Source organism: Vibrio sp. OPT20, assembly GCF_963889365.1.
Classification (GTDB): Bacteria; Pseudomonadota; Gammaproteobacteria; order Enterobacterales; family Vibrionaceae; genus Vibrio; species Vibrio splendidus.
The window spans coordinates 810,726-825,516 of sequence record NZ_CAWPOA010000058.1 but is presented as its reverse complement, the minus strand read 5'-3'; the positions used below and the strand labels follow the sequence as shown (position 1 = coordinate 825,516).

At 42.9% G+C, this 14,791-nt stretch carries 10 protein-coding genes; 4 read left to right on the top strand and 6 right to left on the bottom strand.

The window, feature by feature from the left end; genetic code table 11:
* Window positions 1-59: 59 nt before the first annotated feature.
* The 4 genes from AACR09_RS15710 to AACR09_RS15695 all read right to left on the bottom strand — a co-directional run bounded on the left by AACR09_RS15710 (window position 60) and on the right by AACR09_RS15695 (window position 8,065).
* Window positions 60-3,137: an efflux RND transporter permease subunit gene (locus AACR09_RS15710; RefSeq protein ID WP_193835358.1), complete on the bottom strand. Its 3,078-nt coding sequence runs from the start codon at window positions 3,135-3,137 to the stop codon at window positions 60-62.
* Window positions 3,124-4,461: an efflux RND transporter periplasmic adaptor subunit gene (locus AACR09_RS15705; protein ID WP_151417116.1), complete on the bottom strand. Its 1,338-nt coding sequence runs from the start codon at window positions 4,459-4,461 to the stop codon at window positions 3,124-3,126. Before AACR09_RS15705 ends, AACR09_RS15710 begins: the two co-directional genes overlap by 14 nt.
* A gap of 195 nt (window positions 4,462-4,656) precedes the next feature.
* Window positions 4,657-5,853 (bottom strand): outer membrane protein transport protein, encoded by a 1,197-nt coding sequence (locus tag AACR09_RS15700; RefSeq protein ID WP_193835357.1) that lies wholly within the window; start codon window positions 5,851-5,853, stop codon window positions 4,657-4,659.
* Window positions 5,843-8,065 carry an alpha/beta fold hydrolase gene (locus tag AACR09_RS15695; protein WP_151417117.1) on the bottom strand — a complete coding sequence of 741 codons (2,223 nt, stop codon included), beginning with the start codon at window positions 8,063-8,065 and terminating at the stop codon, window positions 5,843-5,845. The genes AACR09_RS15700 and AACR09_RS15695 overlap by 11 nt, the downstream gene beginning before the upstream one ends.
* A gap of 357 nt (window positions 8,066-8,422) precedes the next feature.
* Here AACR09_RS15695 and AACR09_RS15690 point away from each other — a divergent pair, with 357 nt between their 5' ends.
* From AACR09_RS15690 to dcuC, 3 genes are all read left to right on the top strand, one after another.
* Window positions 8,423-9,142, top strand: coding sequence for a winged helix-turn-helix domain-containing protein (locus AACR09_RS15690; RefSeq protein ID WP_104214976.1), 720 nt, complete (start codon window positions 8,423-8,425; stop codon window positions 9,140-9,142).
* Window positions 9,135-9,641 carry a hypothetical protein gene (locus AACR09_RS15685; RefSeq protein ID WP_193835356.1) on the top strand — a complete coding sequence of 169 codons (507 nt, stop codon included), beginning with the start codon at window positions 9,135-9,137 and terminating at the stop codon, window positions 9,639-9,641. The genes AACR09_RS15690 and AACR09_RS15685 overlap by 8 nt, the downstream gene beginning before the upstream one ends.
* Window positions 9,642-10,085: 444 nt before the next feature.
* Window positions 10,086-11,453: an anaerobic C4-dicarboxylate transporter DcuC gene (dcuC, locus tag AACR09_RS15680; RefSeq protein WP_016785306.1), complete on the top strand. Its 1,368-nt coding sequence runs from the start codon at window positions 10,086-10,088 to the stop codon at window positions 11,451-11,453.
* A 232-nt stretch (window positions 11,454-11,685) separates the two neighbouring features.
* Here dcuC and AACR09_RS15675 read toward each other — a convergent pair whose 3' ends face one another.
* Window positions 11,686-12,318, bottom strand: a complete 633-nt coding sequence (locus AACR09_RS15675) for a response regulator (RefSeq protein WP_193835355.1) — start codon at window positions 12,316-12,318, stop codon at window positions 11,686-11,688.
* The gene (gene narQ, locus AACR09_RS15670) at window positions 12,305-14,035 is read right to left on the bottom strand and encodes a nitrate/nitrite two-component system sensor histidine kinase NarQ (RefSeq protein ID WP_017082100.1); all 1,731 of its coding nucleotides are present in this window, start codon (window positions 14,033-14,035) and stop codon (window positions 12,305-12,307) included. The genes AACR09_RS15675 and narQ overlap by 14 nt, the downstream gene beginning before the upstream one ends.
* A 253-nt stretch (window positions 14,036-14,288) precedes the next feature.
* Here narQ and napF point away from each other — a divergent pair, with 253 nt between their 5' ends.
* Complete coding sequence (gene napF, locus AACR09_RS15665; protein ID WP_017078318.1) at window positions 14,289-14,768, top strand: ferredoxin-type protein NapF; 480 nt, start codon at window positions 14,289-14,291, stop codon at window positions 14,766-14,768.
* Window positions 14,769-14,791 lie beyond the last annotated feature (23 nt).

Sequence of the window (14,791 nt, the reverse complement as noted above, 5' to 3'; positions counted from 1 at the left end):
GGTCATGGTAGGCGCGTTTTAGTTTTCACTTCAATTAACTCGTCAATCTATATAGCGAGTTATGCGGGTTTCGTTCTCAACCGAGTCAGTATGTCCATCTGTTTTAGATTCGCCATACCAACGTAAGCCACTGGCACTAAGAACAGTGAGAAGAAGGTTCCGGCAGTCAAACCTCCGACCAACACTAAACCAATATTGATTCGACCTAATGAACCCGGACCATCTGCTAATGCCAATGGCAATGAACCGAGGATCATCGTCAGTGAGGTCATCAAGATAGGACGCAGCCTTGAACGTGCACTGCTGATCGCCGCTTCTTTTGCACTCACGCCAGATTTACGTTTCTCGTTGGCAAACTCCACCAGCAAAATACCGTGTTTGGTCACTAGGCCAACCAATGTCAGCAGCCCGATCTTCGAATAAATATTGAGACTTTGACCAAATACCGACAGCGTCAAAATCGCACCCACGATACACAATGGAACCGTCAGCAAGATGATCATTGGGTCGACAAAGCTTTCAAACTGCGCGGCCAATATCAGGAAAATGAAAATCAACGCTAATACGAACAACACTTGTGCGCCTGCTGTTGAATCAACTAAGTCTTTTACAATTCCATTGAATTCGTAGCTCTGCGCCGGTTTCAATAAGCTTGGAACCGTATCATCAATGTAGGCTTTCACATCACTCGCCGTGTATCCGGGCATCAAATCTGCGGTAATTTCAGCGCTGTCTTTACCCATGAACGTCTTAAAGTTAGATTCTGATGTCACTTGTTTGATCGAAACAAACTGAGACAAAGGAAGCCTTTGCCCCGACTGTGAATCCACATACAGCTTATCGAGAACCTTAAAGTCGCCGAGATCCTTTCGGTTAACTTGAACTTGAATGGGGTATGTATAACCGTCATCGGCTTGCAAATCTGCCGCTTTCACAGAACCAAGGAAGGTCGATAACGCGTTGGTTACGTTACTGTAATCAACACCAGACAACACAATCGCATTACGGTCAATCGATAAGTCATAACGTAATTGGTCGCGTAACATCGAATTATTAATGTTGGTCACGCCCTCATAACTCTCAAGCGCCTCAACGACCTCACTTGCGGTTTCAGACAACACCGACGTGTCGCGGTTAACCGTCGTCAGCTCAAGGATCATATTGGTCGCGATGCTTAAGTTATCTGCCGAGCGAACCTTGAAAGACATGCCATAAGCAGAGACCGAACTTTGCGCTTTGGCGATAAACTCGTTAACCAGTTCATCAGCTGACTGGTCACGCTCGCCCCATGATTTCAATAAAACGTGATTGGTCGGAGTCCCTTCGATGTAAGACAAGTTTGCCTCTACCGAACGATCACCTTTGAACACACTGTTAAGTTGCTCGTTGTTGTCGAGGTGATACTGACGCCCTACCCCTGTTGGTGGCGTTGAAGTCACCTCAACAAAGCCAGTGTCTTCGGTTGGAAGGAGCACTTGAGGCATTTTCCAAACGGCCAAAACAGACAGAGCAATCAACACCAAAGCAATACTACTCATCAGTGTTTTACGCTCAAACCATTTGCCCAGTTCTTTGGTGTACAAGTCAGACAGAACATTCAGCTTCGCATCAACTTTTTTGTACCACTTTGCTGGCTTTGTAACTGGCTTCATTAAGTAAGCACACATCATGGGCGAGAGCGTTAAAGCAACAAACCCTGAGATGATCACTGCAGCTGCTAAAGTGAAAGCAAATTGTCTAAATAGATCGGCGGTTAAGCCCGACATCAGGCCAATAGGTAGATACACGACCGCTAACGTGAGCGTCATCGCTATCACAGGAAAAACGATCTCTCGACACCCTTTGATTGCAGCATTAAAAGGGGTTTCGCCCTCTTCGATATGCCGGTAACAGTTTTCAGCCACAACAATGGCATCATCGACAACTAAACCAATTGCAAGAATGATGGCTAATATAGTCAATACGTTGATACTAAACCCGAGTAGATGCATGACGGCAAATACACCTATCACACACACTGGGATGGTAATGATCGGAATCGAAGCCACACGAACAGAACCAAGGAACAACACGACAACGGCTGAAACCAGAACAATCGCTTCAACTAAAGTCATGAAGCCTTCGTCAATTGCAGTTTTAATAAAATCAGCTTGGTTGTAGACCATCTTCATCTCAATGCCTTCAGGCAACTGAGGTTGAATCACGTCTATTTGCTTCTTAACCTTATTGGCAACCGTCACTGGGTTTTCACTTTTCAGTGGCAGTACCTGAATCGACATAGCTAAGTTGTCGTCAACACGAAGAATACTCGGTGTAAGGCTCTCCTCACCCATTTTTACTTCAGCAATATCGCCAATGCGAATGATTTTGCCGTTATCGACACGAACCACCAAATCTCGCACATCATCAACACTGGTCACTTGGTTGACTGGGTTAATGGAGAAATCTCGCACCTGACCTTTGATAGTACCCGCGGTAAACGTCGCGTTGTATGAGCTTAATGTACCGACCACGTCTGACGCACTCATGTTAAGCGCCATCATTCGATCAGGTTGTAACCACACACGAACCGCTTTTTCACTGCCACCATACGGCCCCCAAATCCCACCCACACCTTGTATGTGCTTAAACTGGGGCACGACTTGCTGGCTAATGTAGTCATACATGTCTTGCTTAGACATCTTGCCGGTATTCACAAACGTGATGATGTTACTCGGCATGCTGGTATCAGAAGAGTCATCCGTTACCGTTGGCTTATCCGTCATACTAGGAGGGAAATCACCAATCGCTTCAACACTGCTACGCAGATTGTTCATCAAGCTCGTGTATTCGACGTCATTAATGTCATCTTCAAACATGATTTTTAGATTACACGTTCCTTCCTGACAGTCGGTCGTCATGGTTTTCACGCTGTCTAAGCCCGTTGCCGCCGTGATCAGTTTATCTGCCACATTGCGCGACATGAACTCAGCACTGGCACCATTGATCGCAGCAGTGACCGTTGCTGAAGGTGTTTTATGTTCAGGAAAGTATTGGATTGAGAGCTTTTGAAACGACAAAAGTCCAAGCAAAACAATGGTGATACTCAGAACAGACGCAAACACAGGGTGCTTGATACAAATCTCAGGAAGCTTCATTCAGATTCTCCTTTGTTACGGCTTCCTTGCTTTGGGTTTGCTTGCTTAAAGTTTCCTTGCTTTGGATTTCGCTCGATGATTGCTCAGCGGCCGCATTAGTTTCCGCACGCTCGTTATTTTCGTTGACCGCTTCGTCTACACCTTTTGTTGCTTCCGTCCAATCAACCGAAGGCTCAACCGGATGTGCTTCATCAATCTGTGTTTCGGTCTTTTCTACCTCGTGCTTAACGGCCTGCTTAGTGACCTCTTTGTCTATTGGCTCCGTTATTAGCTCAACCGTTTTCTGCTCCGCATTAGGGTTCATTACCTTAACTAACGACGCTTTCTTAAGGTTCTGTTGTCCTGTAACAACGACGTTATCGCCAAGCTTCAAGCCTTTCTCTACAACAACGTAACCGTCGTTAGTATTCACACCCAATTCAACAATGCGTTGCTCGATTTTTTCACCATTCACAATCCATACAAAGCGTTGTGCATTTTTTGCTTGAACGGAATTTTGAGAAACCACCATTTGAGTCGTGTCTTCGCTCGTCATTTGGCTTACTTTGGCAAACATACCCGGAACTAAGCGATGATCTGGATTGGTCACGTGCGCGTGTACTTCTACGCGACCTGAGCTCTCATCAACCGCGGGGGCAATGTAATCCACCACGCCAGAAAATGCTTCATCGACAAAAGCATCAACTTGGATTGAGACATTCTGCCCAAGTTTTGCGTTGCCTAAATCCGACTGGCCAATGGAATACTGAACTTCGACAGGATCGAGTTTAATCAAACTCACCAACGCGGTTGCGCCATCAATTTTACTGCCCACTGAGTGGGTAAAGTTGGTTAATTGCCCATCAAATGGCGCAACCAATAGATAGTCATTCATCAGCGCTTCTTTCTGACGGAAATCAGCCGCAGCTAAATTCGCCTGCTCTCCCAGTTCTTCAACATCTTGTTGAGACATAGAGTCAGGCTGTTTCTTTAGTAATTCTTGTACTCGCTTTAATTTCGACTTTGCTAACGCTAGAGAGCTTCTTGCTTTGTCTAAATCGGCTTTTGCTTTGGTATTGTCCAGTTGAGCGATCAACTCGCCTTTTTTAACTGAATCTCCATCTTTGAAATGGATATTGAGAATTTTGTCGGAGGCACTGAATGTCAATGCAGCAGAATCCGTTGCCCTGATTTTGCCAACCTCGTTGATTGAAGATGTGAATGCTTGTTTGTGCGCTTTTTCGATAGTCACAGGAATCAAGTTTGAGTCTTGGGCAAACGATGGAGAGATATGTAAGGCAAACAGTGCCAAACAGATTGTTTTACTAAGCTTTGTAAATTTCATTTTTAATAACCATAACCGTTTGAATTCGTCTGAATTAAAACGTTTTTCTAAGCAGCTATTTCTTACTTAATGAGCTTCCAGCTATTTAAATAATGCTAAAACAGCTAATAATGAGAAAAGGGCTCAACTCACTGTCGAGCCCTGCAATTTTTATATGATTCCTAAATTTTTACGTTCTGAACTCCAAAGTAAAAGTTAAAAACGATGTTGATATTGAACACCAAGCAAGAGAGCATCGGCAGTCACATCAGCAGTTATATTGGAACTCGTTCCTGGAATCGTCGTCAGGTTTTCGTCAATATCTTGTGATTCTCCGATGATAAATCCGACTCCAACGTCCACAGAACTGGCATCGGTGAAGTTATACGTCCCTCCGACTGTTAACCAGTGACGGTTAACATCAGGAATAGAGAGCGATGTGAGTTCGTCAGTCGGGGAAATGTCGTACATGTAGCCCGCTCGTAGAACGATGTCTTTTGACATGGTGTATGTACCACCGACAGAAACATGTCCTGCATCTTTCCATTGATACTCTTTAATAGAGTCGTCATAAGAGTCAGATGTTAGCGAGTCAAATTCAGACCAATTCACCCACTGCAGGCTGTAGTGAAAAGCCCACTGTTCGTTGAACTGGTGCCAACCGGAAAACTCTAGTATGTCTGGTAACGGAACATTCATTTTTTCTGCCGTACCAGAACCCAGCATCCAGATATCCCCCTTAACTTCGATATCAGGGCTGTAACGATAGGAAATACCAAATTTGTTATTCTCATTAACTTGATAGGTAGCACCAATATTGGCGCCCAAGCCAAATCCATCAGCATCAACACCGAGTAAACCTTGACGCGAAATTTCACCTTCACCGTAGATAACATCAATACCAGCACCTAAGTTGATCTTTTCAGAGATCTCATAAGCGACAGCGAAGCCAACATTGATACTGGAAAGCGCCGTTTTGCCTCCAAACTCATCCGCTTCGAACGAGTTATCAAATTCGACGTCGGTACCAAAGTTAGAATGAACCGTCGCACCCAGAGTGAACTTCGAACCCTCGATAGGATGAACATAATGAATGTTCGGAACTAATGTCCCTGTATCTAATGATTGGTCGTCTAACGTTTTAGTATCACTAAACTTCGGTGTGTAACTAACACTAGACACATCAATACCACTATCGATATAGATAGCGCCGACAGAGAGTGTTGGTTGCTCGATGTAAGCCATCGCAGCACTGTTCTTAGCAACAATTGCCGCGCTATCAGCCATAACAGCATCACCCGCGAATGCACGGCCTAAACCCGTTGCTGATTGTGCGTTAAGTTGGAATCCTGCGGCGTTTGTTAAACAAGGAATGAGAGCAGCTGCGGTGCCCAATATGAGTTTATTCTTCATCTTGAGGCTCCTCTGTTTCGATATGATCTTCGTTAACGATTTCGATTGATGCACCCGTTGTTGTTACCATCGATGCAACGGCAACCTGCTGAGTATTGGTCGCATCCCAAACAAAATTGAGCTCTTCAGAATCTGGGAATCCGGGTAATCCTGATTCGTCCATCGTTCCCTCATAAGGGAACAGGTAAGTACCATGCCCTCCCGTGGTCGTTCGAATAACTCCACGGGTTTGAACAACCGATAAAGGTTGTCCTGTCGTGCCAGTAATAGAATCTAAACCTAAGGCCTTTATTAGCGGCTCAGTACCCGTTCGTATATTGTCTGGAGCAGAGTTGGGAACGACGCTGTCTGGAATATAGTCAACGCCGACATCACAAGTGTCGCCACAATCACCTACCGCCGCCAACAATAACGTTGGTTGTTCGTTGTTGGCTTGACGAGAAGTAAAGCTCGCTGGGTCTGAGCTATCGATAGCAGTTTGTACACCCTGCTTTAGACCTGTCACCAAAAGCGAAAAGATGTCGTCTTCTAGCTGACTGACTGTCAGCGCATTTTCGGACGATAAATTGACAAACTCGTTTAATGACTCAATACACTCTTGGTTGTTATTCTCTGCGTCGCAGTTTTCCGGAATCACAGTTTCAGCGATACTACGCTGTACATCCGGCGATTTTTTCACGCCTTCAGACATTTCTGGTCCCAGCGTTTGAGAAGACAAAACCAAATTGGTTAAACCTTGTCCCGGAACAACAAAATTAACGGTATTAAATGAGAAGTCAGAGTTAGCCTGTAACTCACGAGTCTCTTGGCTAAACTCGCTGACCATTACCGACATAATTCCGCCCAGAGAGTGTCCGACTAGGTGGATATTGCTCTTATCAACCCACAGCTGATCATTCAAAGCAAAGCGTAACCCTAGAAAATCAGAAACCGACTGTTGTAAATTGGAGCGAAGAGCGAGAGGCGAGTCGATATTGATAAAGAAAGATTTGTTTGCTTTAGCACTAATTTCAAGTCCATTTACATCGTATCTCATGCGCTCGCCATGATAAGGCATGTCAATAGCGACCACGGCAAACCCTTGTGTCGTATAATCTTTTGCCATTAGCGAAGCCGCTGACTTATCAGCTGTAACGCCATGAACAAACACAACCGTCGGTAGTTGCTCGATTCCATCCCAACGAGCAGGGGTGTAGATATCAGCATTGATAATTTGTGACTCTACGACAATTGGAAGTGGATCATCTCCAGTAGGAAAGCCACCAGAGCTTGTTTTCATCCATTCATATAACGGCGGACACGATACTTTAGGGTCGTATTGATCATAATTACATTCAGCCTCACGACTTTCAGTAAAAGGTAAATAAAATGGAAGCTTTAATTTTTGAGTATAAAGATCATATTTAGTCGTTTTATCTTCGACTAAGATGAGATCTCGTGAGAAAGCCGTTCCTTCAGAAATATGATTATCTCTCATCGCATCTAAAGTCGAATAAGCACTCTGCGTTGTAAACTGAGCGGCATACACAGGAACACCTTGTTCAGGAAAGTGCTTGTAGTATGCGTCCATAGCATTAAGTACTTGTTTTTGTAATTCAATATCTCTTTCACTGTTAAGGGGAACACCTGAATATAAAAGGTCATTGAAAGATTGCGCAGCTTGAAGCGACTCTCCAAATTCTGTTTTCACACGATCAGTTACAACGACTGAATAAATTTCGTTTGGCTTAAGACTAGCTTCACATTGGATCTTAATATTTGAACCATCAGCTTCGACGCGAGTTGCAACTAATTCCCCACTCTCATCAATCAACACGACATTATTTAATAAAGAGTTGTTATCTAATGGATAACGCTTATCAGAATTTACGCTTTGTAGCGGAATTAAAATCGGTTCCGCACAAAGTCCCCAGCCGTCTAGGGCTGCGTATGAATTGTTGTAGTCCTGATAATAAGCGTCATTGGTCGATGACATTGCGGCAACGTCTTCACCGACTCCCGATATTGTTCCATCGTCATCATACCCATAACCATCATTCGGTTTTGGTAATTCATTAATGTTGTAGGGAACAATTACCGATACGGCATCTTGAGTCGAGTCTTCAGACTGACAGCCGAGTAAGGCGAGCGTAATTAGTCCACATATATATGGCTTATTGAAATCTTTCAAAACAGCTCCTTCGTAGCTTTCGCATTTAACTGGTGTGGTCATGCGATTTATCGTTATTTGAGTTGCCAATTGAGTCGGAGGTAAGCTCGACTTTTATTCGTAGAGAGCAAGGCAACACAGAGTTGGAATGACACGTTGATAAAACTACGTAAGAAATTTGAGCAATTAACCCACACCCACTAAATCAGCGTCACCCGTTAATGATCCAATAGCTACTAACGGCAAGCACCTGAAACCGCATTAAACAACCTCAAAAAGGTATATAAGGAAATCTAATTAGGTTAATAATCAACATAAATTCAGTCACTTAAATATCAAAGACGATAAAATCAGTAAGTTTATGTTTGTTGTAAGATTTGTTATATTTAGGTTAGAACGCTTATAACAATGAGAACCCAGATGTCTGCTGAATTTATTATCAATGATGATATACAGGTCAATTTAGAAGAGAGTGAAATCCATCACTTCAAGACGGGCCGTACCTACCCAATAGGTTCTAATGAATCAGAGCTGCTTAAGTTTTTTATCTCGAGACCCAATGAGGTGATCACTCGCCAAGTTCTGATTGAACAAGTGTGGGTGTCTAAAGGTATCTACGTTGAAGATGGCAGCCTAATGCAGACCATCTCGATTTGCCGAAAAGCATTAGAAGATAAGAGCGGGATGATCATCGTCACTGAGCGCGGTAAAGGCTACCGATTTGCAGGACAAGTGACACAAGACAAAGAACGCGCGCTGAGTAAAATTCAATCGCAACCCAAACAAGAAACGAAACAACCTGAAGACAACACAGCGACAGATAGCATAGCGACAGAAAATTCAACAACCGAGACAACGGCCGCGACGAAAAAGACAAACAGTGTAGTAGCGCTGGTTGCATTATTTGTAGTGGCTGCAGGTTTATCCCATTATTTGTTTTCTTATTTAGATAGAAATAGCCTAGGCGAAGACCTCGTGGGCCAGCATTTTATCTCTTGTAAAATTGAATCCGACGAATTCACTTTTAACGAGTTATTCAACGTCACGCTTTATGATTATAAGGGACGAAAAATAATCATCGATAATTCAGGAAAATCTCTGAGCTTTCCAGCAGGATTTAAAGGAGTGACTTGTGAATAACAAAACGAATACAGCAATTGTTGTGGTACTGCTTGGCGTATTAGTCGGCTGGATTTCTACTTTTATTCCTAAATCACACCTTGAAGGGCATTATTTAGCAAATACAGCATCAATTATTAACCCGTCCAATAATATGATTCATAACCAGTCTTCTATTAACATCGAATTTAAGAAGAATGACAGTTATGACCTATTATACGTGTCGACCAAGCAAGTCGGTTTTACGTCATCAGGATCTTACTCTGTCACTCAACACGACATCTCACTGGATGAGAACCAACACCAGCAAATCATCCCGAATCGCGAGTTGTCGTTTTACGAAAAAGTCATGATAAGTGAAGGTTCTACACTATCGTCTGACGCCATGCCTTACATTCCATTGAATAGAGAAGAGTTTTTACTGGTGACGCGTTATGGGATGATTCATTTTTGTAAGAAGGTAGTCTGCTCTGAGCTGTCAACGTATTCAAATGACATTCCTGACGTTGATATGAACTAAACTCACTCGCTATTTTTAACCCTAATTATATTTTAGTGCTAGCTTGTGTTTTAACGCTTACTTAGGAAAATAAGTAGGCGTTAAACGTAAGTAAGCGTCAAAGCAAAGATTCTCACCTCTTTACTCCGATAAATACCCACTTCGTTACACATTTCCTTCCAAAGTACAAAAAACACTCATGGTTTATAAAACAACGCATCCATATGCAACTAGAACAACCAAAAGTGATCCAAGTTATATTCTAACAAGCTACAAAATTTGTTTATTAACATCTAAACAACAGTAGTTAATCACGATTTACAACCACAATTAACATCGAAAAAAATGTTTGTCTTAGATCATATCAACCTCAACTATGCCTCGTGCCACAGTGCAGTTTTCTGTACATTCATTGTCATATTCTGAAACACTTTCTTATATTTTTTAAACTTTGTGGAGATTTCTATGTTAGAGCTCTTGATCGGATTAGTGATTACTATCGCTGTTGGTTACTTTATTGTGAAAGGCTATAAAGCGGCAGGCGTATTACTAACTGCTGGCCTTGCCCTACTTCTTATTACTGGCCTTATTGGTCACACAGTCTTACCAGCTAAGGTCGCTTCAACAGGTAACATGGTTACCGACTCACTAGAATTTGTTAAATACATGCTTCAGTACCGTGGAGGCGGCCTAGGTATGCAAATCATGCTTCTTTGTGGCTTTGCTTCTTACATGACGCACATCGGCGCAAACAACGTGGTAGTGAAACAATTCTCTAAACCGCTTGCTGCGATCAAATCTCCATACGTACTTCTTGTTGCGGCTTACATCGTAGCGTGTCTAATGTCTCTAGCAGTAAGTTCTGCAACAGGCCTTGGTGTGCTATTGATGGCTACCCTATTCCCAATGATGACGGCAATGGGTATTTCACGCCCGGCAGCGGTTGCAGTTTGTGCGTCACCTGCAGCAATCATTCTTTCACCAACCTCTGGTGATGTGGTTATTGCAGCTGAAAAATCAGGCATGTCTCTTGATGTGTTTGCCGTTCAAACGGTACTACCTGTTTCTATCTGTGCAATCATCGTGATGGCTGCGGCCGCTTTCTTCTGGAACAAATATCTGGATAAGAAAGAAAACACACCAATGGAAAAAGTAGACGTTTCAGACATTGAAACAACGGCACCCGCTTTCTACGCTGCACTGCCATTCCTACCTATCATCGGTGTATTCCTATTTAACGGCCGTACGATTCCGGGCCTTTCACTTGATATCTACACCATCGTAGTGGGCTCTATCTTCGTGGGCGCTATCATCGATTACGTTGTGAAGAAATTCGACGGTGAGAAAACATTAGAAGACCTAGATTCTTGCTACCAAGGTATGGCAGAAGCATTCAAAGGCGTGGTAATGCTGTTGGTTGCGGCGGGCGTATTTGCTCAAGGCCTAATGTCTATCGGTGCTATTGATAACCTGATTGGTCTTGCGGAATCGGCAGGCGCAGGCGGTATCGCATTGATGCTTATCCTAACAGGTCTAACGGTTGCAGCGGCTATCGCGACAGGTTCTGGTAACGCACCGTTCTATGCATTCGTAGAACTGGCTCCGTCACTGGCTGCTAAAATGGGCTTGAACCCTGCGTTCCTAATCATCCCAATGCTTCAAGCATCGAACCTAGGTCGTACCATCTCGCCAGTCTCTGGTGTAATTGTCGCGACATCTGGTATGGGTAAAATCAGCCCATTTGAAGTAGTAAAACGTACTTCTGTCCCTGTCATCTGTGGTCTTATCACGGTTATCTTCGGTACGCTTGTTCTAGTACCAATGGCAGCTTAATTGTCAGTGAAACAGACATGATTATTTGGATATAAAATGCCCTAACAAAAAGGCGCTGAACTTAATAAGTTCAGCGCCTTTTTTAATGTCACGTGTTCAAAATCATTAGAGGCTATTGATGCTAAATTAAAAGTTATCACGAGAAACTGTCGTTAAAAGATCACGTTATTTGCCCCTAACATTTACAACCAACAGTACGGCTTGAAATAGTTTTATTTCAAAGGAACAAGCCCTACTTCATGTCACCATAGCGTTCTAGGTACAGAACCGTTGCTGCAGTACGTGAAGGAACTTGTAGCTTTTTCAGCAAACTCTTCATATGTACCTTAACTGTCGATTCAGAAATGAACAGATGGTCTGCGATCTGCTTGTTGCGGTAGCCTTTTGCAACTTCTTGAAGGATCTGCATTTCACGTTCAGTCAGTTGGTCGAAGATGTCGTTGCGGCTCTCAGCATCATTTAAGTAACGAGATACAACACTGCTGTAGGCTTTGTCGCCATGGTGCGCTTGTTTCAGTAATTCGATGAGTTCATCGGGTTCAGTGTCTTTAAGCAAGTAACCATCAGCGCCCGCTTTTACAATTGCTTCAATATCTGCAGGACTGTCAGAAACCGTTAGAATAACGATGTTAGCGCTTGAGCCATCATTACGAAGTGCCTTTAACGTATCAAGGCCAGACATGCCTTTCATATTAAGATCCAAAAGGATCAAATCAGGTTCTTCTTCATGGGCAAGAGCGACCGCTTCAGTACCGTTACTTGCTTCTGCAATCACTTCGAATTCATCTTCAAAGCTCAGTAATTGGCTTATACCTCTGCGCATCAATGGATGATCATCAACCAGCATTACTTTACAAATCGTCAACTTTAACTTCCTTCAAACTTTTATATTTCAATATGACTGTACAGCCTTCACCTTGAGCTGCTTCAATCGTTAAGTCGCCATTCAGTCTTGCCGCACGCTCCTGCATAATGCTCATCCCGTAGTGGTTCATCTTCGAACTACTTGGGTCAAAGCCATCTCCATTATCCTTAATCACGACGAATACTTCACCTTCCTCATCGATACAGCATACATCTATCAAGTCGGCATTGGCGTGTTTTATTGCGTTTATTGTTGCTTCACGAATCAATTGAAGCAAGTGAACCTGACTGTGCGCATCAAGCTCAATCGATGAAAGATTATTGGTTAGGTTAATCTTCGCTTCTGTTCTTTCGCTGAGTTCTTCAAGCATGGTGCTCAAAGCCTCTCCGAAGTTGCCCTCTTTTATGGTCAACCTGAATGTTGTGAGTAGCTCTCGTAACTGAGTATAGGCATCAGCCAAACCGTTACCGATTTCCGACGCTATTTGTTCCGACTGCTCTCGGTGTTGTTGCTCTGGCAGTTTGCCAATCACACGCTTCAGCAATGTCACTTGGATTTTTAAATACGACAGTGATTGAGCCAGTGAATCATGCAGTTCACGTGCAATTGTTGCACGCTCTTCCATAATAATAAGCTGCTCAGCTTTTTTTTGCGCACGATTATAATAGATAGCTCGCGATAAGAGTTGGATAAAACTATCAATCAGCGTCCTCGTTGAATGGCCATGATGATATGAACAATATAAATAGCCCAAGATAAGCTCATTATCATCCAGCTTCATTTCAAATTTTTCATAGTCTAAGTTCGAGTCGTACCCTTCATCCATAATCAGTGAACGACCTGAGTTGTCTACAATCTCTAGCCTTAACGATTCGATGCCTTCTAAGCTCACGAGGTGCTGCAGGATGGCTCGGAAGTTCTCTGGGGCGATACGTGTTACGGTCAGCTCTTGTGAAGAGTGATACAACGCCTGTAGGGATTGGTTAGCGTTTTGTAGCTCTATTGTCTTAGCATCCACAACGTCTTCAAGATTTCGATAGAGCGCACCCAAGTCTTTCGCCATTGAGTTAAATGTCTTGGTCAAAATACCCAGTTCGTTGTTATTGGTGACCTTCAACTCGACTTCAAAATCACTGTTTTTGATTCGCTGACTGGCGCCAACGAGTGCATGTAACGGCTTAACAACTTGTTTACGGACAAAGTGAACAACAAAAAGAGATATGACGAGAATTCCACCTAAGCCAATACCACCAGCCCACGCCAACTTTATCAACTTATCTTCAGAGAACTCTTGCAGCTTAAAAACGAAGCCATCAATTTCAGTAACGAAGTTTTCAACTAATACGAGATAGTGCTTTCGATCTTCACTGCTTAATACCTGTTTAAGCTCGTGCCAACGACCAATAATTAAATAGTAATCTTCGGTGATGTCTGTAGGAACTTCCCAACTGACCAAGTTGGCCATTGAAGGGGAATAAAGAGAACTTTCGAATTCACGAATATGAGAATCATAATCAACTGATTCTATTTGAATATCATGCGCTAAACGATAGCTTTGCATACGCATTGAGCCGGCCACGTTAACCGCCTCTGCGTCGTTGAGACTTGACGCCAATGTAAAGATAGCAAAACCAGTAGTGGCAACCGAAAGGAGCAGTATGGACAGCAATGATTTAGCTATTGTACTCGTTACAGATGAAACTGGTTTAATAAGCAAAATCAAAATCCTGAAGGTATATAAGTGGCTGTCCGAAACCTATTGTCACACATCAAAAAACAGAGCTCCATTCAATATGTGACCAAACGCTTCGTAATTTATTGATCTAAGACAATATAGGATCCTATTTAGCCCTTAAGGGGTATTTATACAAATATTTCTAAAACTACACTACTTGTGAGGATAAATGACAAGATATTAACAAAACAATGATCTACAATTACAACATCTTAGCAACATTAGTAGGCATTTAGTGGTAGACCTATCGAGACGACGCCTATTTTCTAGGCGAAAAGTAGATTCAAGCCAGATTCGATTGCCTTGGATTAACAGCCTAGAAAGCTTTACAGATGACTGCACTCGTTGCGGTAAATGTATCGAAAATTGTGAGACTAAGATAATCATTGTAGGCGATGGTGGTTTTCCTACTGTCGACTATTCAAAAGACGAATGCACTTTTTGTTATCAATGTGCTGACGTTTGTCCTGAACCAATTTTTAAACCCAAGGAAGAAACACCTTGGCAAGCAAAAGCAAGTATCTCTGATAAATGCTTAGCGCAACAAAATGTTGAATGCCGAAGCTGTGGTGACATGTGTGAACCTATGGCCATTCAATTTCAACTTAGAGCAGGCAGTGTTGCTCTACCAAAAATCGAGTTAGATGAGTGTAACGGTTGTGGAGCCTGCGTAGCAGTTTGCCCTACTTCAGCTATTCTTGTGAGTAATGCATAAAACAAAAATAACGAGAGCAATTT